General features: G+C 69.5%; 13 protein-coding genes, 1 tRNA gene, 1 pseudogene and 1 CRISPR repeat array. Of the genes and pseudogenes, 2 read left to right on the top strand and 13 right to left on the bottom strand.

Annotated elements, in window-relative coordinates; genetic code table 11:
- Positions 1-76: 76 nt before the first annotated feature.
- From WBG79_RS09345 to WBG79_RS09325, 5 genes are read right to left on the bottom strand one after another with little or no spacing between them, the layout of a single operon-like run.
- Entirely contained in the window at positions 77-1,768 is a 1,692-nt protein-coding gene (locus tag WBG79_RS09345; protein ID WP_337356835.1) for an FHA domain-containing protein, read from the bottom strand.
- Positions 1,765-2,703 carry a sulfite exporter TauE/SafE family protein gene (locus WBG79_RS09340; RefSeq protein ID WP_337356834.1) on the bottom strand — a complete coding sequence of 313 codons (939 nt, stop codon included), beginning with the start codon at positions 2,701-2,703 and terminating at the stop codon, positions 1,765-1,767. Before WBG79_RS09340 ends, WBG79_RS09345 begins: the two co-directional genes overlap by 4 nt.
- Positions 2,704-2,714: 11 nt before the next feature.
- Positions 2,715-3,218, bottom strand: coding sequence for a hypothetical protein (locus WBG79_RS09335; RefSeq protein ID WP_337356833.1), 504 nt, complete (start codon positions 3,216-3,218; stop codon positions 2,715-2,717).
- Positions 3,219-3,270: 52 nt separating this feature from the next.
- Positions 3,271-5,238, bottom strand: a complete 1,968-nt coding sequence (locus WBG79_RS09330) for an FHA domain-containing protein (RefSeq protein WP_337356832.1) — start codon at positions 5,236-5,238, stop codon at positions 3,271-3,273.
- 3 nt (positions 5,239-5,241) lie between these two features.
- Entirely contained in the window at positions 5,242-6,015 is a 774-nt protein-coding gene (locus WBG79_RS09325) for an FHA domain-containing protein (protein ID WP_337356831.1), read from the bottom strand.
- Between the two features lie 659 nt (positions 6,016-6,674).
- On the opposite strand from WBG79_RS09325, the gene WBG79_RS09320 reads away from it, so the two are divergent.
- Positions 6,675-6,748: transfer RNA gene (locus WBG79_RS09320), tRNA-Gln, on the top strand.
- Positions 6,749-7,146: 398 nt separating this feature from the next.
- Positions 7,147-8,358: a CRISPR direct-repeat array (repeat unit 31 nt; unit sequence GTTTCGATCCACGCCCCCGTGAAGGGGCGAC).
- Positions 8,359-8,562: 204 nt separating this feature from the next.
- Here the strand turns inward: WBG79_RS09320 and cas2 are convergent.
- The 6 genes and pseudogenes from cas2 to cas3 all read right to left on the bottom strand — a co-directional run bounded on the left by cas2 (position 8,563) and on the right by cas3 (position 16,257).
- Positions 8,563-8,853 carry a CRISPR-associated endonuclease Cas2 gene (cas2, locus tag WBG79_RS09315; RefSeq protein WP_337356830.1) on the bottom strand — a complete coding sequence of 97 codons (291 nt, stop codon included), beginning with the start codon at positions 8,851-8,853 and terminating at the stop codon, positions 8,563-8,565.
- A 412-nt stretch (positions 8,854-9,265) separates the two neighbouring features.
- Positions 9,266-10,558: pseudogene (cas1c, locus tag WBG79_RS27605) on the bottom strand (type I-C CRISPR-associated endonuclease Cas1c).
- A 14-nt stretch (positions 10,559-10,572) separates the two neighbouring features.
- A complete protein-coding gene (cas7c, locus tag WBG79_RS09300) occupies positions 10,573-11,526 on the bottom strand; it encodes a type I-C CRISPR-associated protein Cas7/Csd2 (RefSeq protein WP_337356829.1) in 954 nt (317 codons plus the stop codon).
- Entirely contained in the window at positions 11,526-13,307 is a 1,782-nt protein-coding gene (cas8c, locus tag WBG79_RS09295; RefSeq protein WP_337356828.1) for a type I-C CRISPR-associated protein Cas8c/Csd1, read from the bottom strand. The genes cas7c and cas8c overlap by 1 nt, the downstream gene beginning before the upstream one ends.
- Entirely contained in the window at positions 13,304-13,969 is a 666-nt protein-coding gene (cas5c, locus tag WBG79_RS09290; protein ID WP_337356827.1) for a type I-C CRISPR-associated protein Cas5c, read from the bottom strand. The genes cas8c and cas5c overlap by 4 nt, the downstream gene beginning before the upstream one ends.
- An 8-nt stretch (positions 13,970-13,977) precedes the next feature.
- On the bottom strand, positions 13,978-16,257 hold the full coding sequence (gene cas3, locus WBG79_RS09285) for a CRISPR-associated helicase Cas3' (protein ID WP_337356826.1): 2,280 nt from the start codon (positions 16,255-16,257) through the stop codon (positions 13,978-13,980).
- Positions 16,258-16,622: 365 nt separating this feature from the next.
- Here cas3 and WBG79_RS09280 point away from each other — a divergent pair, with 365 nt between their 5' ends.
- Complete coding sequence (locus WBG79_RS09280; protein ID WP_337356825.1) at positions 16,623-17,591, top strand: ABC transporter substrate-binding protein; 969 nt, start codon at positions 16,623-16,625, stop codon at positions 17,589-17,591.
- 215 nt (positions 17,592-17,806) lie between these two features.
- Here WBG79_RS09280 and WBG79_RS09275 read toward each other — a convergent pair whose 3' ends face one another.
- The gene (locus tag WBG79_RS09275; protein WP_443147419.1) at positions 17,807-18,634 is read right to left on the bottom strand and encodes an IclR family transcriptional regulator; all 828 of its coding nucleotides are present in this window, start codon (positions 18,632-18,634) and stop codon (positions 17,807-17,809) included.
- Between the two features lie 22 nt (positions 18,635-18,656).
- On the bottom strand, positions 18,657-19,856 hold the full coding sequence (locus WBG79_RS09270) for an aminotransferase class V-fold PLP-dependent enzyme (RefSeq protein WP_337356824.1): 1,200 nt from the start codon (positions 19,854-19,856) through the stop codon (positions 18,657-18,659).
- Positions 19,857-19,866: the final 10 nt, after the last annotated feature.

Below are 19,866 nucleotides of genomic sequence, written 5' to 3'. Positions count from 1 at the left end.
GTCGGCGGACGGCCGTTTCCTGGCACATGGTCGATCGTCGCGGCGGCCGGGGACGGCCTCGCCGTCCTCGGCCCCCTCACGCGTAGAGGAACCTGAATTTCACCTCGCCGAGCTCGATGACGTCGCCGTTGGCGAGCGTCGCCTTGGTGACCAGCTCGCCGTTGACCAGGACGCCGTTGGAACGCTCCTGGTCGCGCGAGACGTCCGAGATGACGTACTGGCCGGTCCCGACGTCCCGCCCGAGCACCGCGTGGAAGCGGTGGACGGTGCTGTTCTCGAAGCGGATGTCGTTGTCGGAGTGCCGGCCGATGCGCACGCCGACGCCTGTCACCGGCACGCGGGTGCGTGCGTCGTCGGCGAGTTCCAGCCAGGCGAGGACCGGCGTGCGCTTGCGACGCCGCCATTGCAGGAAACCGACGCCGCCGAGGGCGAGGAGCAGGACGAGCGGGATGCCGACCAGCACGGCGGGCCGGGCGCGCCATTCGGCGGCGAGCCAGTCCTTGATGTTGTCGAGGCCGCTGCGCTCGGCGAGCCCGGGCGCGTCGGCGGGGGGCGGCGGCGTCGCGGGTCTCGGCGGCGGGGCCTGGGCGGTCTGCTGCCCGCTCGGCGGGGCGTTGCCCCCCACGGTCTGCGGGCCCTGCACGGTCCGCGCGGGCGGCGTGCCGGTCTGCGCCGGCGGCGTGGCGGTCTGCGCCGGTGGCGGGGGCGGCGGCGGGGTGGCGGCGACGTCGGCGAAGAAGGCGCCCGAGACGCTGCGGCCGGATTCGAACTCCAGCGTGATCAGGTAGCGGCCGCGCGGGTCGTTGCGGTTCAGCGGGAAGGTCGCGGTGCCGCCGGAGCCGACGAACTGGGCGAAGCGGGCGACCGCGGCGTCGTCCAGGCGCCCGGTGGCGCCGCCGACGTCGAAGAAGAGCCCGCCGGTCTCCTCGGCGAGGCGGCGCAGGGACCCGGTCTCGGGGCCCGGCGCCTCGGGGCGCTCGCGGTAGGCGAGCGCGACCACGATCACCTTGGCGTCGCGGGCGGCCTTGATGACGTCGTCGCGCCCGTAGCCGCGGTCCTCGGTCTTGCCGTCCGAGAAGAGGACCAGCACGTAGCGCTCCGCCTGGGCGAGGGTGAGCTGCCGGATGGCGTCGGGGACGAGCCGGCTCGGATCGCCGATGGTGAAGTCCGGGCGGATGGCGGCGGCTACACGGGCGACCTCGTCGCGCAGAGCGCCGATCTGGGCCGACAGCTCGAAGCGGTCGGCCAGGAGGCCGACGCCGAAGCGGTTGTTCGGGCCGGCGGCCCGGGCCGCCTCGACGAGGCGCGGCAGGTCGGCGGCCGCGAGCCCGACCGTGCGGGTGCGGCGGCGGTCGCCCCGGTCGACGAGCGCCAGGACGGCGGCGGACTTGCCGACCGTGGTGAAGGACAGGAAGTTCGCCTCGGCGGTGCCGGTCGCTCCGTCCTTCTGGAAGCGGACGTGGGTGATGCGGCCCCCGGCGATCGCGCCGGTCTCGCAGATCGCGTGGGGGGCGTTGTCGAGCGTGGCGACCAGGCAGCGGGGCTGGAAGGTGGTCGGCTCCTGGGCGGCCGCGGGCAGCACCAGGGCCGGGGCGGCAAGAGCCGCGGCGGCGAAGGCCGCGACTGCAACGGCCGCGATCTTGGCGCGGAGTCGGGTCCAGCCAGACGGGCGCGCCCGCCCCGGCGTTCCGTCGCCCCGGGCCGTCCTCCCGGCCGGGGCGCCCCCGGGCTGCGCGGCCGTCCCCGCCACGGCGGCTTTCGCAATCATGCCAATGCCCTCACGATCAAGTACAGGCTCGACAGCGTGATCCACAACGCCGCGAAGGTCTTCAGCCAGAGCGGGCCGACGGCGGCACCGACCCAGTGCGCCACGTAGCCGCCGAGGAGCGCGCCCGGCGCGGCGGCGAGCGCCACCTCCCAGACGACCCGGCCTGCGACGAGATTATAGACGGACCCCGCCGCGACGGTCACCGCCGAGACGGTCACGGCCGCCGTGACCGCACCGTAAACCGGGAACTTGCGGAAAACGAGATAGATCACCAGGAAGACCCCGACCCCGACCGAGAAGAAGGCCGTTACGTAGCCGCCCGCCACGCCGAGGACGAGGAACATGTAGAGGTCGAAGCGCTCGGGGCGGGTCCGCACGACCTCGGCGCGCCGGAAGGCCCAGGCGAAGACCAGGAGGGCGCCGCCGAGCGCGAGCCCGAAGATGACGAAGGCGGTCTGCAGCGTCCGGTCGGAGAGCGGCACGTTGACCTGGGTGACCAGGATGGCCGGGACGGCGGCGCAGAGCGTGGTGAAGACGATCGAGATCAGGTCGTTGGAAGTCAGCTCGTAGCCGTTCTCCGGATCGCCGTGGCGGTAGAGGTGACCGATCCAGCCGAGCGCGCCCATGGTCATCCCGAAGACCTGGATGACGTAGGCAGTCGCCACGTTCTGGTGGAAGGTCATGCGGACCAGCGAGAGGTCCTGCAGGAGCTCGAAGACGGGCACGTAGACGAAGCCGCCGCCCGACCCGGTCGCGGTGGCGACGAGGGCGCCGAGAAAGCCGGTCACGAAGACGAGCGGGCCGGAGCGGGCGATGTCGCCGGATACCAGCGCCCCGGCGTTCCAGCGCCAGGCGACCAGGGCCGCGAAGAGCGCCACCAGCAGGCCTCTCGCGATCCAGATGCCGACGGCGGGGGAGCCGGTCTTGTCGCTCATCGCGGCGGCGCTCATTCGGTGACGGGAAACCGGCCGAGTTCGCCACCCTTGAACCGCCAGCGGATCGCGAAGACCTGGACGGCCGCCAGGACGGCGAGGAGCATGGGGAGGAAGACGAGCAGGAAGTGGGTGAGCGCGTCCGCGAAGCTGATCGTATAGACCTGACAGACGAGCTCGCGGGTCGCCGGGTTGCGGCCCTCGAACTGGCAGGCGGGCAGGTAGGGCAGCCAGTTCAGCCGCATCAGCCCGAAGACGATGAAGAACTCCACGAAGGAAAAGAAGGTAAAGAACGCGAAGGGCCAGTCGTGGTCCCAGCGGAAGCGCTGCATGTTGAAGTAGACCACGTCCAGGATGAGGCCGACCGCGAGCAGCGTGCCGAGGAACAGGAAAGGCTCCCAGAGCGGCGGCCAGCTCCAGCCCGCGAAGGCGAGCGCCACCACGAAGGTGACCGGCAGGCCGATCACCGCGAAAAGCAGGATGCGGGTCTGCCAGCGGCCGAGCAGGGTCGGGATCATGGGCGGATCTCCGGACGGCGTTCGCCTCGCGGGGGGCAGGCGGCGGGGCGGGTCATGGGCGGGCCCCCGCGCACCACTTCAGCCACTGGGCGGCCGACTGCAGGGCGCCCATCCGGCGCAATCCGGGGGCCTTGAGGGCGTGCAGGTGGTCGACGCTGCGCAGCGCGGCGTATTGCAGGCCGAGGAAGCTGTCGACCGCCGCGTAGGGCCCGTTCTGGGTGACCACGCCGGCCGCGTAGACGCGGCCCTCGCCGTTGCGCAGGGCCTTGATCTCGAACTGGTTGGTGACCGTGATGCCGGCGAGCCGGTTCTCCGGGCCGGCGCCCGAGGCCTTGTTGCGCGGCAGGTTGTAGCGGGCGATGACGTCCTTCAGGAAGGGCGAGGAGGTCACGTCGGCGATCAGGCCGGTGCAGTCGATGACGTAGTCGGCGACGAGGTCGAGCGTCTCGTTGAACTGGCCCTTGGCGACGATCTCGGTGACGACCTTGTCGTTCTTCAGCCGCATCTTCTTCACCTCGCCGAAGTAGATGCGGTACCAGCCCTCGCGGGTGCCGGCGGCCATGAGGTCGTGCCAGTCGGAGCGCTCGGCCGTGGTGGTGCCGCCCCAGATCGACAGAAGCTCGCTGCGCTTCTCGGGCGAGGCCTCCTCGAGCATCTTGCGGAAGTGGCCTCCCCAGCAGGACTTCGGCCAGTTGAAGGGTTGCAGCTCGACGTCGAACTGAACGGCGCGGCGGGCGAGGTCGAACTTGGTGCCCTGCGGCACCGGCCCGCGCATCAGGTGCAGGATGCCGATCTGCTTGTTGCGGGCGCGCGTTTCCCACAGACGCTGGATGACGCGGGAAGCGACGATGCCGCGGCCGCGGACCACCACCGTCCCGCCCTTCTCGGCGAGCGCCCGGTAGACCGCCTCGTGGTGCTCATAGGCGTTGACGACGCGATTGGAGCCGCGGTTCTGGCGCTTGAAGGTCTGCAGGTCGTCCAGATAGCGCGTGGTCGGGTAGCCGGTCGCGACATGAACGAAGCGGCCGACCCAGAAGCGGTCGCGGTCGCCGTCGGCGTGGTCGGCGGGGACCTTGTAGGCGAGCACGTAGCGGCCGTCGTCGGTCTTGCGCAGCGACAGGGCGCGGCCGAAGGTGATCATGCGCGACCAGCCGATGCGGGTCTGCTCGCGGTCGAGCGAGGCGTGGACGTCCTCGGCACGCGGGGTGAAGCTCTCCGCGAGCGTCGGCTCGCCGAAGACCTGGAGGACGTGCTTCAGGCCCTGGACCTTGCCGTTCTTCAGGTCGCGCCAGGATTCGCGCAGGGCGTAGCCGGGAAAGCCCCAGATGTTGTCCGGCGTGGAGATCGAATTGGAGCGGATGCGCTCGTGGCTCGGGATCTGCGAATTCTCGCAGTATTCCTTCCACTTCTCGTAGCAGACGTCGCTGATGCCGATGACACGGATCTGCTCTTCGGGAACGCCGAAGATCCTCAGGTGGTCGACCCACACGAAGGAGCCGATCCCGCCGCCCACGGCGAGATACGCGCTCTCGCCGGCGAGCTTGCCGGAGGCGCGCAGCTCGGCCATGGGCACGACGTCGCGGGCGAACAGGCGGCCCGGGAACTCGGGCTCGATATAGGGCGCGTCGTGGGCGGCCGCGCGCGGGGACCCGCGGCCGATGGCGGCCGTCCTGTCGTCGTCGTCCTCGACGGCCGGGTCCTCGTCGGCGAAATCGCTCGCCTCCTGGACGAGGGTGAAGATGCCGACATGGAGCGTGACGCCCGGCAACCACTCGTACCAGTGAGTGTCGACCACGGCCTCGCCGAGGCGCGTGCCGTTGGTGGAGCCCCGGTCGGTGACGAAGAGGCGCCGGGCGGCGAGGCGGATGGCGGCGTGCCGGCGCGAGACGCTCGGATCGACGAGCGGGATCTCGACGCTGCCCTGGTCGCGGCCCAGGGTGTATTCGCCGTCGTCGGTCAGCTGAAAGCGGGCGACGATACGCGCCTCGGCGTCGCGGACATGGATCTCGATCGGTTCCATCAGTCAGATCTTCCCGCGCACGATGCGGGTCGCGCCGAAGAGCCGCGTGCCGCACAGTCGGCAGTTCTCGCCGCGGTCGTAGTGGTTGAGCACCTGGCAGCTCGGGTTTTCGCAGACGATCGCCGGCTCGCCGACCGGATGGATCTCGAAGCGGTGGTCGCCGATCTCGATGGTGTCGAGCGCCTGGATGTAGAGGGCGTCCTGCTGGACCAGGCCGCGGTCGAGGAAGACCTGCAGGCCCTCCGGGTTCGACAGGACCGCGAAGGTCGGCTGGTCGCCGTCGAAGTAGAAGAGGAGCGCGAGGCGGCCCGCGATCTTCTGCGTATCGATCCGGTCGAGGCGCGCCACGGGCTCGACGGTGAGATGATGGGCGTCGCCGTAGGCCAGGATGGCGCCGCCGGGGACGAGAGGATGCTCGGCGCGCGGGCGGAGCGAGCCCTTGTCGACGTGGAGCAGGCCGAGGGTCGAGGGGGCGAGAACCTTGAGCTCGTAGTCGAAGATCCGGAAGCTGTCGCCGATCTCGAGGGCCACCTTCTCGTTGGCGGCGAGCGAGCGGCCGTGGAACATGGTGGCGTTCTGGTTCAGCGCGCGGTTGAGGAGGACGATGCGGCCGTTCTCCTCCAGGATCTCGACGTGGAGGCGCGAGATCGCCCGGTTCTCCGGATCGAGCTGGATATTGCAGGCAGCGCCGCGGCCGATCCGGACCGGCAACACGTAGCCCTGCCGCATCTCCTCGGAGTTGCGTTCGTTGACGACGGCAATGGCGACGGTCGGCATCGGATCACTATGGCGAGACTAGGATTTCCGGGTCAGTGTGCACGGCCACCCTGCCCTGTCAAGGCGCGCGCACGCCAGTACCCCGTCAACAGAAATTGAGGCCGGACAAGACGACACTCCGCCCGTTTCTGAACTGCCCGTTCATCCCCCAGTCATGTTCCCTGCCCCAGCCATGTTGTTCCGCGGCTGATTTCTCTGCCTCCGAAAGCCATCTCTGAGGCTAGCGTGACTTCGTCCTGCCTCCCGTCGACGCTTCCGCTGGGGCTCGGGCCGGATCGACCCGGGCGCCCTGAAAGACCACCAGACGCTACGGCCGCTGCACATCGGACCGACCCGGCCGCTCCGCTCCATCGACCAGGGACGGCCCGCCCCGCCATCGAATCGCCCGGCGACGCACCGCCACCGGGGCTCCCGCCGGGCGGGGACGGTCGCCGTCCGACCGGCAGCCGCGGGCCGGGACGCCGTGGGAGGCCGGTCCGCCGGCTGGCCCCCACGGTCCGCCCGACCCGGCCCCGTCCTCCCGCGCGCGTCCCTCCCCCGCACCGCGCGCCGGATGCGACACCGGCCAGACAGCGCTTGAAATGCCCCGAGGCCGATGATACCAAACCCCCGCTTCGGCGATCCCGGCCTTCCTGCCGACCGGATCCCGCAAGCTCCCTTGGGGGATAGTTCAACGGTAGAACAGCGGACTCTGACTCCGTTAATCTTGGTTCGAATCCAGGTCCCCCAGCCACATTCCCGAAAGACGAATAGAACCACCAGCTTGGCCGCACAGGCGGCAGCAAGGCGCCTTGGGTCCACAACCGTGGTCCACAAGCGAGCCCACATGGCTGTCGGATCCTATGTTCAAAAGCGAGGGGACGCCTGGCGGTTCAGGCTATCCACGCCCCCGTGAAGGGGCGACACGCGATCAACCGGCCTGACTACTGGCCGTGGTCGTTTCGATCCACGCCCCCGTGAAGGGGCGACGCAAGCGCGGGCCTGGCCGGCCGCCGGGCTCGCCGTTTCGATCCACGCCCCCGTGAAGGGGCGACGGTCGAGGTCCGGGGCGTCGCCTATCCGAGCTGGTTTCGATCCACGCCCCCCGTGAAGGGGCGACGGTGCTGCGTTACCCGGTCGCCGAGCTGAACCAGTTTCGATCCACGCCCCCGTGAAGGGGCGACACGTCTCCGTGGCCGCCCGGTATGCCGACCTCTCGTTTCGATCCACGCCCCCGTGAAGGGGCGACGTCCTCTACGACCCCAGGTACGGCTACAGGCTCCTGTTTGAATCCACGCCCCCGTGAAGGGGCGACGGGTCGACCACGTAGCCGAGCCCGTCCACCGATTTGTTTCGATCCACGCCCCCGTGAAGGGGCGACCGGCTCGATGGGGGCCGTCTGCGCGGCCGTCGAGGCGTTTCGATCCACGCCCCCGTGAAGGGGCGACGCGGTCGGCTGCGTCGTGGTGTTCGAACGTGGCGTGTTTCGATCCACGCCCCCGTGAAGGGGCGACAGCAGGCCGACCGCGAGCGCCAAAGCTTCGAGATGTTTCGATCCACGCCCCCGTGAAGGGGCGACCCGGGTTGATGCCGTAGTGGCTGGCGATCAGTGCGTTTCGATCCACGCCCCCGTGAAGGGGCGACCGGTTCGCCATGTCGAGAAGCACGGACTTCTTCTGTTTCGATCCACGCCCCCGTGAAGGGGCGACGTCGCCTCGGCGGGCAGGGCCGACCAGGCGGCGCAGTTTCGATCCACGCCCCCGTGAAGGGGCGACATGCCCTGCGGGTCCGGCTTTGCCACGGCCATGTGGTTTCGATCCACGCCCCCGTGAAGGGGCGACTCGGCGCGATGCGCTGTCTGGTGCGGCGCCCAATGGTTTCGATCCACGCCCCCGTGAAGGGGCGACCGGGCGGCGGACCGTGCCGGTCAGGCCGGACCCGTTTCGATCCACGCCCCCGTGAAGGGGCGACCGCGACGGATCCCGGCGAGGGCGCCGGAATGGGCGGTTTCGATCCACGCCCCCGTGAAGGGGCGACGTCGTGCCGGACATGACGGCGACGGACAGCGACGTGTTTCGATCCACGCCCCCGTGAAGGGGCGACATCCGCCGGCAATGACCAAGTCATCCCCGATCGTGTTTCGATCCACGCCCCCGTGAAGGGGCGACACGCCGCCCGCGAGACGGCCTGATCTCGCGCCCCCGTTTCGATCCACGCCCCCGTGAAGGGGCGACTACTGGCCGTGGTCGCGGTTGTGGTGGAAGCCAAAGTTTCGATCCACGCCCCCGTGAAGGGGCGACGTGGCGTCCTCCCAAGCGGGAGGGTAACGCGACGTTTCGATCCACGCCCCCGTGAAGGGGCGACCCCTCAATCATAGCTCACTGGTCGTTTGCGTAAATCAGCCGCGTCCGCGCGAACCGGCCTGACTCGGGGCGGGGGAGGAGAACGGGTCGACGGCGGGAGGTAAGATTTGCGTGTCCGGGCAATGAGAAAGCCTTGGCGCGAACCGTCCTGGCGGATCGGGTTCGCTCGAGGTTCGCGCGGATCCCGGCTCGCGCACACATCGCTTCATACGATGAGCGGGCCGTCGAGATCGGTCGCCGGCTTGGCCCCGACGTGCTCGACGCGGCGCTGCCAGTTGGCGCCGAGATAGTAGTAGCGCAGGCTGTCCTTGTCCGGCTCGATGGTGGCCTCCAGGGTCGCCTTGAGGCGGGTCCAGACGGCCGGCTCGACCTCGATCTCGAAGACGGAGAATTGGACGCGCTGGCCGTAATCGCGGCAGGCCTTGGCGACGCGTCGCAGACGCCGGTGGCCGCCCGGATCGGTGGTGGCGACATCGTAGGTCACGAGCACGAGCATGGGCCCTCCGGGAGATGCGCGGTCGGACTACCAGGATGCGTCGGGATCGATGGTGCCACCCAGTTCGATCGACACCGCAAGGACCGGACCCGGGCGCGTCCGCCGAGAGATTTCGGCGATCGGGCGCGTCCCACCGGGGAACGCGCCCGGTCGAGCCGCTTCTGCCAACCCTTCACGACGCGAACGGCTCGGTCTATCCGGCGAGGGGATCGCCCGGCAGGGGGCAGGGCAGCGCGCGCAGGAGCCACCGCGACCAAAGCTGTCGGACTGTGGGTTTCGCTCACTTCCAGAACCACGGCGGGTAGGCGTCGAGATCTCCCCTGAGATGCCGCGCCAGCAGCAGAGCCTGCAGGTGTGGCACGAGCCCGAGGGGCGCAGTCTCGTCGAGGAACGGATGCCGCCGCTCCTCCTTCTAGCGCTCGGTCCACGCGGTCAGGACCGTCCGGCGGCCGTCCTCCGAGAGCGTGACTGCCCCGCCGTCGCGCGTCTCGAAGTCGCTCGCGCGAAGCTGCCGGCGGTTGATGAGCGAGAGGACGAGCCGGTCGGCGAGTACGGGGCGGAGTTCCTCCATCAGATCGAGCGCGAGGCTCGGGCGCCCGGGGCGATCGCGATGCAGGAACCCAACCGCCGGGTCGAGGCCGACGCCCTCCGCCGCGCTCCGGCAGTCATGCGTCAAGAGCGTGTAGACGAACGACAGGACGGCGTTGACCGGGTCGAGCGGCGGGCGGCGCGAGCGGCCGCGAAAGCGGATCTCGGGGTCGGGAGACCGCAGCATGTACTCGAAGACCCCGAAATAGAGTTGCGCCCCCTCCCCTTCCGCGCCGCGCAGGGCGTCGACGTCGAGCTCCGGTCGGTCGAGGCTCCTGAGGATGCGCGCGAGCCGGTCGACCGCCGCCTGCATGGCCGCGCCGTCGGCGTCACCGAACTCGCCGCCGTGGTCGCGGACAGCCCGCTGGAGTACGGCGCGCTAGTTCGCGATCTTGGCGGCGACGATGCTGCGGACGATCTCGGTGGGCGCCGTCTCGGACGCCCGGTACTGGGCCCGGCGAAGCAGGACGTTGCCGGCGGCCGGCCCCTCGACGCGCGCCTGGAACCGGCCCGCCCGGTCGAGGAGGACGAGGGTGATGCCGCCGGCCGCGAGCGCCTGCATGAGCGGCGGCGAGACGAAGATCGCGCCGAAGACGACGACAGACCCGAGGCGGTGGAGCGGGACCCGCGCCCGCTCGGTCGCGGTCTCTTCGGTCAAGGCCCTGAGCTCGGCGTCGAAGGAGACCTCCTGCCGCCGGCGGGTCTCGGCGTAGAAGAGCGAGCCCTGCGGCACGGGCCGGCCGGTCATCTCCTCCAGACACAGCGCCTGCGCGCAGAGCTGGACCTCGTCGGCGCGGTGGAACTTCGGCTTGCCGCGCTTGAACTCGGCCGGGTAGGCCGTCTCGCCCGCGCCGTCCTTTCGGAATTCGACGAGATCGGCGACGCCTGCGAGTTGCAGGCGCCGGTGGGCCAGGGGCAGCGCGGTGACGCGCCGGACGTCGCGGCGCCGGCGCTGTCCGGGTTCGTCGGCCGCCTCGTGCAGGACGCGGCCCTCCGCGGTGAAGCGGTTCTCCTCCCAGATCCGCTCGACGTGGATGAGCGCGGCCTGCCGCAGGCAACAGACCGCGTGCTGGAGCGCCGAGATCGGGATCGGCTCGTCGAGGTCGGCCTCGTCCATGGCGGACGGACCCTTCAGACGACGTCGAGGATCTCGATCTCGTCGGGCATGCCGGTGCGGTCGACGAGGATCTCGTAGTCCGCGAAACGGCGGGCGGGCGGCTTGTTGTCGAGCCGGTCGCTGCCGATGTCGTAGAGATCCTCCCCGATCCGCCGCTTGGCGACGACGCGGTCGAACAGGCTATGGGCCGGGGCGTTGCCAAGGGCCGAGGCGTGCTTGAACGCGATCACCCGGCGCGTCGCCATCTCGCCGCGCGCGGCCGAGCGGTCGTGCTCGAACATAGAGCCGAGAGCCTCGAACAGGATCGCGAGATCGGCGTCGCCGAAGCCGGTGCGGCGCGCCAGGTTGGCGTTGACGAAGACGTGGGCGCGGTAGAGGCCATAGGGCACGATGTGCTTGCGGCCCATGGTCCGGTTGTCCGTTCGCTCGTCGCCTTCGGTCGCCTTGTCGCGGTCGGCCTTCTCCTTCTCGTTTGTCGCCGCCATGCGGGTGATGGAGATCTCGAGCGGCATGATCGGATCGAGCGAGCGGGCGAAGGCGACCTGCACGGGCCCGCGTACCTGGCCGCAGTTGATGCCGGTCGACATGACCGCGCCGAAGCTGCGCACGTCGAAGAAATTGTCGCACATGAACTTGGTGAGCGCCCTCGCCTCCTCGTCGTTCTGCGGATTGAGCGACTTGGCCTTCCTGACTTTCTCGTCGTCGCCGCGCTTGGCGATGTAGGCCTCACGGTGCTTCTCGTTGAGGATCGCGCCCTCCTGGACGTAGATGCCGTAGCCCGGGTCGCCGGCGCGCGCGACCTCGACGTAGTTGCGGATCTTGCGCTTCAGGCAGACGTCCGAGACGAGGCCGATCGCGGTGTCGGGATCGAGCCGCGGCAGGTTGCCGGCGTCCGGGTCGCCGTTCGGGTTGCCGTTGGTGACGTCGAAGTAGAAGACGATGTCGTAGCGGTTTTCGAGCGCGGTCATCAGGCGGGCTCCAGGGCGGGGGTTTCGGCCGTGGGGGACTCGGCGGCGGATTTGAAGAAGCTCGAGCGCTGGTGGTAGTAGCCGAGCGCGAACAGGCCTTGCTGCCGATCCGGCAGATGGGCGGGGAACGGGTCGCCGTCGGGCGACATCATCTCCATGAGCTCGGCGACCTGCCTTTCGAGGTTCACCCGGTAGCCGGGCTTGTCCTTGCCGACCTTGGAGAGGTGGGGCTGCGCGCCTTTCAGGAGCTGCGGGAACACCTTGCGGGGCTGAGCGCTCGCCGCGCCGTAGAACTTGTCCTTGATCGTCGCGTTCAGGCTGCGGCCGAGCGCGGCGGCCTGGATCTGTTCCAGCATGGCGAAGAGGCGGCCGAGCAGATAGCCCGGCTCGATTGAGTTCGGATCGAGCGACACCGGGACCTCCCGTTTCGGATCGTGGCTGAGAAGGACGGACTTGATGATCGCGACGCGGTGCGCGTTGACGTCGTGGTCGGCGCGGAGCCGGCCGAGCAGGATCGCGATGAGGCTCAGGGGATAGGGCGCGCCGGTCAGGATCGCGCGCATCCACTCGCCGGCGAGATTGGGGATGACGTTTTCCGACTTTCGCTGCGGCGCGGTCTCGACGAGCAGCCGCCACATCGGCGGTATCGGGTCCTTCGGCGGCGGATCGAGCCTCAATCGGCCGACGTGCTCGAGCCAGCGTTTGGCGATCTCGCCGAAATCGTCCTCGAGGTAGAAGCGGATCGAGAGCCGGGCGGCGTTCGGGGCGAGGCCGAGCACGAAGAAGCGGACGTCGGGCGGCAGTAGCGGCCTGACCGTCTCGATGGGCAAACCCTGGCGGATCGCCTCCAGGATCGCCCCGACCTTGCCGGCCTCGACGGTCTCGTCCGGTTGCATCAGGCCCGCGAAGACGTCCTCCGCCTCGCCTGCAGCCTCCGCCGCCGACGCGTCCGCCCAGAAGACCGTCGAGGCGTCGCCGATCTGGACGCGGTGGCCGCTGTCGCGGGCGAGGAAGTGGTTGAGCGCGGTCGTGTAGGCGAAGGCCGCGGCCTCCGAGACCGGGGCGTTGTCGCCCTGCTCGTGGCCGTAGGACGTGAAGGCGTCGAGGTTGAACGAGACGATCGAGGCTCCGGCCGTCTGTGCGCCCCATACGCCCTTGATGGAGGGATGCAGGCGTGCGATCGGCCCGCGGACGCCGCTGACGAGGCAGACGGCCTCGGTCCGGTCGGCCTCGCCGGAGACCTTCGCCCAGAGTTCGCGCGCGGCAGGGCGGTCGTGGATGCAGACCATTGAGCCGCCCGGGCCGATGCGCTCGCTTTCGAGGCCGAAGACGACGTTCTGGTCCTTCATGTCCTCGGGCCAGCCGAGTTCGGCGAAATGCTCGGGGCGCCAAGCTTCAACAAACCGCCGAAAAGCCAAAAGTCCAACGTCGCTTGTGTCCGACAGCTCTTGCAGGTGGCGCCGTCTGAAGGCTTCAAGGCGTGATGTTCCGTCCTTCCCCTCGGACGCGGTAATGCCGAGAGCGAACGCTGTGTTGTCCCAGAGGAAAAAGGCACGCGGTGTCACTCCGGGCCGCTTGAAAGAGGCGGGAACGGCCATCGTCCTGGGTTGTCGTTTCTTGCCTTCACCAGACCTGAGATCAATTGGCGAGCCGGCGGCAGTACCGTCATCGCGAAGCGAGATCAGAAACCCGATCTTTTCCTGACTGAACCCGAAGGCCGGGACCTCGCTGCGTGTATAGAGCCGGTCGTAGGCGCGGACGAGAGAGGCGAGCGCGCTCATCGGCGGATCTCCGGCGAGCTCGGCGCGGGGACCTTCAGAACCCCGTTCTCCAGGCGGGCGCGGAAGAACAGCGAGGCACGGTCGCCGGCATGGTCGATGTCGTAGAGCATGAAGCCGAGATCGCGTGTCTCTGGGATCGCGGCCGGCAGGGCGGCCTCGGGCTCGATCAGACTGAAGCGGGCGGGGAACTCGCGCGTGCCGAGGCAGGGCTGATGGAAGCACTGCCCCTTGCGAGCGCGTCGGACGAACATCTCCAGATGCTTGGCCTCGCTGTCCTCGGCCCCCGCCCTCCCCGTCATCTCGAAATGGGCGACGATCACGTAGGCGACGTCCGCCAGCACGGAGGCGGCCCGCTGCTGCCGGTGCTCCTCGACGACCAGCGAGAGCCCTTCGAGGCTACCGGCGTTCATGGCTGTCCGGATCTTCCCCGCGGGGGCCTTGATCGCGACCTCGTTGCGCCGGATCGACTGGAACCGGATCGGCTTCAGCACATGGATATCGTCGACGACCCACCGGATCGCCGGCTTCCAATGAATGGCCTCGAGGATCCCGCGCGCGGCCGACGGCGTCATGACGTCGTAGGAAACCCGCTCGACCTTCATCTCCGGCCGCGTGAAGCAGGCATGGGGGCCTGAGACGTGCAGGCGAACTCCGTAGGGCATGGCGATCCTCAAATGATCATGTCGTCGGCGGCGAGATACTCCGCCTCCTCCCACAGGAGCCCGCATTCGGCCGTGTAGAGCGACGGTTCGACCAGCACCGCGAACTGATCCGCGAAGCCGTCGACGAAGCGGACATGCTGGTTCCGGATCAGCACGTCGCGCGCCTTCGGCGGAACCTGCACGATCCGGGTCTGCAGCGCGCGGGCGGCGGCACCGGGCGGCAGTTGGCCTGCCTTAAGGCGGTGGACAAAGGAACGGGCCTCGGCGTCGATCGGTACGATGACCGGCAGCATGCCGCTCTCGACCAGCCGGAATGTCTCCGCCACGGTGCGATAGGCGAAGTCCGTCGCGCCGATGCCCGGCACGGGCGCGCTGATCCGGAAGGCGCCGAGCACCTTGTCGCGGTCGAGCCCATCACCCTTCGCCCAGTAGATCTCCCGGAAGTACCGTTCGATAGCCGCGGGAGAGAGGAGGTCGGGATGGTCGCGCGCCACCCGCATCGTCGCCTCGGCCAAGGCCGCCAGCTCGCGGGGAGCCTTGGCCTCTGCCGGCTCGAACACCGTCACGAGGCTCGCCTCCGTCGGTCGCCGGCCCTCGCGGTTGCACCGTCCGGCGGCCTGCGCGATCTGCTCGAGCCCGGCGACGGCCCGCCAGACCCGCTCGAAATCGAGATCCACGCCGGCTTCGACGAGCGAGGTGGCAATCAGGCGGCAGGGAATGCCGTCCGCGAGCCGGCGCCGAACCGCCGCCAGGATGGTCCGGCGATCGAGCGCGATCTGGCGGGTGGTGAGATGCACGAGGTCTTGGATCCCGGCATCCCGGCCCGCCCGGTAGAGCGCCAGCGCATGGGCCCGGCTGTTGACGATCACGAGCCCCTGGGCAGCTTCGGCGAGCGCGTCGAGGAGATCGGCGTCTTCCATCCGGCCCGCCATCCTGATCGTCGTCCGCCGAAGCGCCCGATGCAGTGCCGGCGGGTCCGGAGCGAGTTCGCGGTCCGGCGTCAAGTCGAAGCCGCCGACGAAGTCTGGCGCCCGCAAGGCCGGCTGGGTCGCGGTGCAGAGCACCACGCTGCAGCCGTAGTTGCGGCAGAGCTCCTGCAGGACGTCCACCGCGGGACGGAGGACGTGCAGTGGTATTGTCTGGGCTTCGTCGAGGATGATGATCGACCCGGCGATATTGTGCAGCTTGCGGCAGCGCGAGACCCGGTTCGCGTGGAGGCTCTCGAAGAGCTGCACGTTCGTGGTGACGACGACCGGCGCCGCCCAGTCCTCCATGGCGAGGCGGAGCTTATTGCGGCCCTGGGGCTCGTCGCTTTCGGAAGCCTGCGCGGGTTCGATCGCCGAATGATGTTCGAGGACGATGTTCTCGCCGAAAATGCCGCGGTAGATGGCCGCCGTCTGATCGATGATCGACGTGAACGGGATCGCGGTAATGATGCGGCGCTGACCGTGGTGAGCCGCATGGTCGAGCGCGAAGGCGAGCGAGGCGAGCGTCTTGCCGCCTCCGGTCGGAACGTCCAGGGTGAACACCCCCTTCGGCAGCCCCGCGTTGCCTCTGACATGAGCGAGGATGTCGGCGCGCAGTCGGTTGACCGGCCCGTCCGAAGCCGTGGCCGCGAGGCCGGCCATGTGTGCGTCGAAGGTCGCCCGGAGCCGCTCGAGGATGTCGGGTAGCCCCGGCCAGTCGCGGTCCGGAGCGACGCCCTCGTTCGCGGCGTAGAAGGCCTCCGTGTCCCGGAAATCGGCATCCACCAGGCAGGAGAAGATCATCCGTCCGAGAAAGGCGAGTTGGCGGCTCCCCTGACGAGGATCCTTCACGAACCGGAACCCGGCCGGCATGAGATCGCTCGCGTCCAGGGGGACCGTGTCGCGCCACACGGGATCGAGCGTGTCGATCCTTGCATCCCTCAGCCGGAACGCCAGGGACGCCGTGCCGCCGTCCCGGTCGGTCTTGTCGGGCAGGCCGGCATGGTGACCGGCGACCGCATACGCGATCAGTTCGAGGACCAAGCGGTCCCCGCTGGCGAGACCCGAGGTGTCCGTGTGCCCGATCGCCACCCGCGCGCCGGCCGTCGAATGGTCGACCCGCTCCACAGACCCGTCGAGCCGGGCTTGGAATGCCCGCGAGTACTTGCCGAGGTCGTGGAGCCAGGCAGCAAGGGCGGCCGCTTTCTCCGCCCCGAACGGCGCAGCGCCGCGCGCCGCCCTATCGGCGACGCCCGCGAGGTGCACATGCAGCGGCTGCCAATCCTCATGCAGCTTGCCGGCCAAGGAATGTGCGTAGAACATCCGCGAATCTCCACCGGAAATGGTGGAGACGGGACTGCCGTAGCGTCAAGGCGTCGTTAGTTTCCAAGTCTTCTCGAGTTTCGCCCGCCCTCCCGAGTGGCGATCGGAATCGCCGGCAGCGCGCGCGAAATCAAGGCATTGTCGGGCCCACCCGTTAAGCTGCTGGACCTTGATCATGCTTAGTCGAGCACCGAGGTTCGTCCGAGGGCGACGCGGTGTCGTCGCACCTCAAATCCCTAGCACGGCCACTGGCCGGCCGGTGTGGCATTGAGGCACAAAGCCGTCAATCATGTTAGAATGCAACGTGGACGGTGCTTTCGGTGGTGAAGCGGGGCAGATAGCTGCGCGAGACGCAAGGAAAGCTCATGAGAAGGCGGGAGTTCATTGGGTTTGCCAGTGGCGCGCTCGCTTTGGCCGCTCCATGGCGCGCGGCTGGACAGTGGGCATCTCGCACTTATCGGATCGGTTTCCTCTCCCCCGGCGAGCTTGCTCCAGTCAATCCGGTGTTCGACGAACTGCGCCGGCACGGGTTCGTCGAAGGCCGAAATCTCACCACCGATCGGCGTGACCAGAATGCCGGATACCAGCAGCTTGCGGCCGCCGCCCTGGAGCTGGTTCGAACCAGCCCGGACGCCATCGTTACCGCCGGTCCCGAGGCAACCCGTGCAGCCCAAGCAGCGACGAGGAGCGTCCCGATTGTTGCCATCACCGACGACATGGTCGGTGAAGGCCTGGCCCGCTCCCTGGCGCAACCGGGAGGCAATACGACGGGCATCAGCCTGCTCGCAGCGGACCTCGACGGCAAACGTCAGGAGCTGCTGATCGAATTCACTTCAGGCGCACCTCGAATCGCGATTCTGGCCGATACACGGACGACGGGCCCTCAACGGCTTCAAGCCCTCGCCGAAGCCGCGCGAAGCCGGGGCGTCATCCTTTTGATCCACCGCGTGGAAAAGGGCGAAGAGATCGGACCCGCGATCGACATGGCGAAAGCCGAGGCAGCTGCCGCGCTCAACGTCCTCGCCTCTCCGCTTCTACACGCCTACCGCGAAGTCATCATTCGGAAGACCGCCGTACTGAAGATTCCCGTCATTTACCAGTGGCCGGAGACTGCGCACGAGGGTGGTTTGCTGGGATATGGACCGCGCCTCGACGACGTCATGCGGCAACTGGGACACCAGATCGTCGAAATACTAGGCGGAGCCAGTCCAGCCAACCACCCAATTCATCAGCCCACTAAATTTGCGCTGGCCATCAACCTAAAGACCGCAAAGGAGATCGGCCTCACTATAGCGTCGTCGCTGGTTGTTCGCGCCGACGATGTAATCGAGTGAGACGGCGTGAGTTCATCGAGGGAGTTGTCCAGGGCAGCAGTCCTCCGAGGCGTCCGGCCGGGTGGTCGGTCGAGCCGTAGGACCTCGCCCTTGATCGGGAGCGCCGCCGAGCCCCCGTCGACCGCGGGCGTCTCCACGAGGGCCCGGATCCTGTCCGGCATCTCCATGCGCTGCGGCGGCAGGCGCGGCGGCCCGCCTGCGCGGCGGCGCCCCGGCTACCAGCCGAGGGTGTCGGCGATCCGGCGTGCGGAGGCCTGGACCGCCGCGACGTAGTCGGCGCGGGCGGACAGCGCCTTGCCTTCGGGGACGACGATCGAGATGGTCGCCCGGCAGGCGCCTCCGGCGTCCAGGATCGGGGCGGCGATGCAGGCGACCGCGAAGTCGGATTCGCCGCATTGGATCGACAGCCCCTCGGCGAGGGTGGCCGCGGCGGCATCGGACAGGACGTCGGCGCGGGTCTCGGCGCGGCCCGTCGGCGAGGGCCTGGCGCGCCGGAAGAGCGCGGTCCGCTCGGCGGGCGGGAGATGGCCGACGAGGAGCCGCCCGGAGGCCGTCCAGTTGAGCGGCACGCGGGTGCCGACCCGCGAGGTGATCTGGAAATGGCCCGGCCCCTCCGCCATGGCGAGCACGACCATGTCGTCGCCGTCGCGGCCGCAGATCTGCACCGTCTCGCCGACCTTGCGGCAGAGTTCGTGCATTTCGTGGGTCGCCACGGTCAGAAGATCCAGGTCGCGCGCGTAGGCGAGCCCGTAGTGGAAGAGGCGCGACCCGAGCCAGAGGGCGCCGCCCGCCGTCCGGTCGAGCAGGCGCTTCTCGACCAGTTCCTCGGTCAGCGCGTAGACGGTGGAGACCGGCGCCCCGATGGCGCGCGCGATCTCGTAGCCGGTGGCCGGCCTGCCGGTCTCCTGCAGGTGGTCGAAGATCTGGACCATGCGGTCGACCGCGCCCGTCCGGGCACCGCGGCGGGGCCGGGGCTCGCCGTCCCGGCCGGCGTCGCCCTGCATGGGTGGGGGTGAGGCGGACTCGACGCGGCCTTCGGTCATGCGGTTCCTCCGGGCGGGGCGATCAGTCGGGCCAGTCGAGGATCGCGGCGTCGCGGCGCCTGGTGCGTTCGGCGAAATCGGTGATGCGGCCGTTGGACCCGAGCGCGGCCTCGAGTTCCTCCGCGATACGGCGTCCAACGACGAATTCCTCGCCCTCGTGGAGATTGCAGGGATCCAGGAAGAAGTAGCCGTGCTCGACCTCGTGGTCGCGGACGATGACGGGCGGCGCGCCGGCGGCGAGGGAATCGGCGAGGTCCCAGGCGGTGATGCGCGCGACCGCCGGGTCGACGAAGAGCTGGAGGCGGTCGAGCGGATTGTCGGTCGGGTCCGGCACGATCTCGGCCCGCACGCCCGGACGCCCCTCGAAGGCGCCGACCCAGTGGTCGAGCGCCGCGCGCTCGCGGCGGCGGACGGCGGCGTGGTCGCGGCGGGCCCAGGCCTCGAGCGCCGCCATGGTGCCCAGGATGCTCTCCTTGCCGACCTTCATGCCGCGGCCGATGCCCCGGTTCTGCAGGTAGGTGGCGCGGACCAGGTCCTTGCGGCCGGCGACGATGCCGGCGGTCGGCCCGCCGAGGAACTTGTGGGCCGAGTAGATGGCGACGTCGGCGCCGGCGGCGAGGAAGCCGGTCAGGTCGTACTCGGAGGCCGCGTCGACGATCACCGGCACGCCGCGCGCGTGGGCGGCCTCGACGAACAGGGAGAACGGCACCATGCCGTAGGACGCCACGTGGTGGGAGACGACGAAGAGCGCGGCCGCTGTGCGCTCCGTGATGACGCCGGCCAGCTGGTGGATGCGGCTCGAGGTCGCCTGGCCGACCGGCACGACTTTGGCGCCGGCGAGGCGCACGCCCTGCTCGACCGGGGCTCCGTAGTCGACCATGTGGCCGGCGAGCATGACCACCTCGTTGCGGAGCCCGGCGGCGTCGGGCAGGCGCTCGATGGCGGCGAGGTCGGAGCCGGTCATCGCGGCTGCGACGGCGAGCGTGATGCCGGCGGCGCAGGAGGCGGTGACGAAGCCCGCCTCGCCCCCCGTAGCCTCGGCGATCACGCGGCTCGCGCGGCGGTGCAGGTTGGCGATCTCGACGAATTCCGGCAGGATGCCGGCGACGGCGGCACGCGCCTCGGGCACCACGATCGAGGCGCCGAGCGAGGTCATGGTGCCGGAGACGTTGATGACGGGGCGGAGGCCGAGGGCCGGGCGGGGGTCGTTCCTGGTCGTCATGGCTCGCTCC

It is taken from the genome of Prosthecomicrobium sp. N25 (assembly GCF_037203705.1).
Taxonomy (GTDB): domain Bacteria; phylum Pseudomonadota; class Alphaproteobacteria; order Rhizobiales; family Ancalomicrobiaceae; genus Prosthecodimorpha.
The sequence above is the reverse complement of the archived record's forward strand: the minus strand, read 5'-3'. Positions and strand labels throughout refer to the sequence as shown.

What these genes read in the sequence shown, in the direction of transcription:
- cas2 (WP_337356830.1), bottom strand. Translation starts at nt 8,853, where the DNA reads ATGCTCGTGCTCGTGACCTACGATGTCGCCACCACCGATCCGGGCGGC.
- WBG79_RS09275 (WP_443147419.1), bottom strand. Translation starts at nt 18,634, where the DNA reads ATGACCGAAGGCCGCGTCGAGTCCGCCTCACCCCCACCCATGCAGGGC.
- WBG79_RS09280 (WP_337356825.1), top strand. Translation starts at nt 16,623, where the DNA reads ATGAGAAGGCGGGAGTTCATTGGGTTTGCCAGTGGCGCGCTCGCTTTG.
- cas5c (WP_337356827.1), bottom strand. Translation starts at nt 13,969, where the DNA reads ATGCCCTACGGAGTTCGCCTGCACGTCTCAGGCCCCCATGCCTGCTTC.
- WBG79_RS09330 (WP_337356832.1), bottom strand. Translation starts at nt 5,238, where the DNA reads ATGGAACCGATCGAGATCCATGTCCGCGACGCCGAGGCGCGTATCGTC.
- WBG79_RS09335 (WP_337356833.1), bottom strand. Translation starts at nt 3,218, where the DNA reads ATGATCCCGACCCTGCTCGGCCGCTGGCAGACCCGCATCCTGCTTTTC.
- WBG79_RS09345 (WP_337356835.1), bottom strand. Translation starts at nt 1,768, where the DNA reads ATGATTGCGAAAGCCGCCGTGGCGGGGACGGCCGCGCAGCCCGGGGGC.
- cas8c (WP_337356828.1), bottom strand. Translation starts at nt 13,307, where the DNA reads ATGAGCGCGCTCGCCTCTCTCGTCCGCGCCTACGACCGGCTCTATACA.
- cas3 (WP_337356826.1), bottom strand. Translation starts at nt 16,257, where the DNA reads ATGTTCTACGCACATTCCTTGGCCGGCAAGCTGCATGAGGATTGGCAG.
- cas7c (WP_337356829.1), bottom strand. Translation starts at nt 11,526, where the DNA reads ATGACCGCGCTCGAAAACCGCTACGACATCGTCTTCTACTTCGACGTC.
- WBG79_RS09325 (WP_337356831.1), bottom strand. Translation starts at nt 6,015, where the DNA reads ATGCCGACCGTCGCCATTGCCGTCGTCAACGAACGCAACTCCGAGGAG.
- WBG79_RS09340 (WP_337356834.1), bottom strand. Translation starts at nt 2,703, where the DNA reads ATGAGCGACAAGACCGGCTCCCCCGCCGTCGGCATCTGGATCGCGAGA.
- WBG79_RS09270 (WP_337356824.1), bottom strand. Translation starts at nt 19,856, where the DNA reads ATGACGACCAGGAACGACCCCCGCCCGGCCCTCGGCCTCCGCCCCGTC.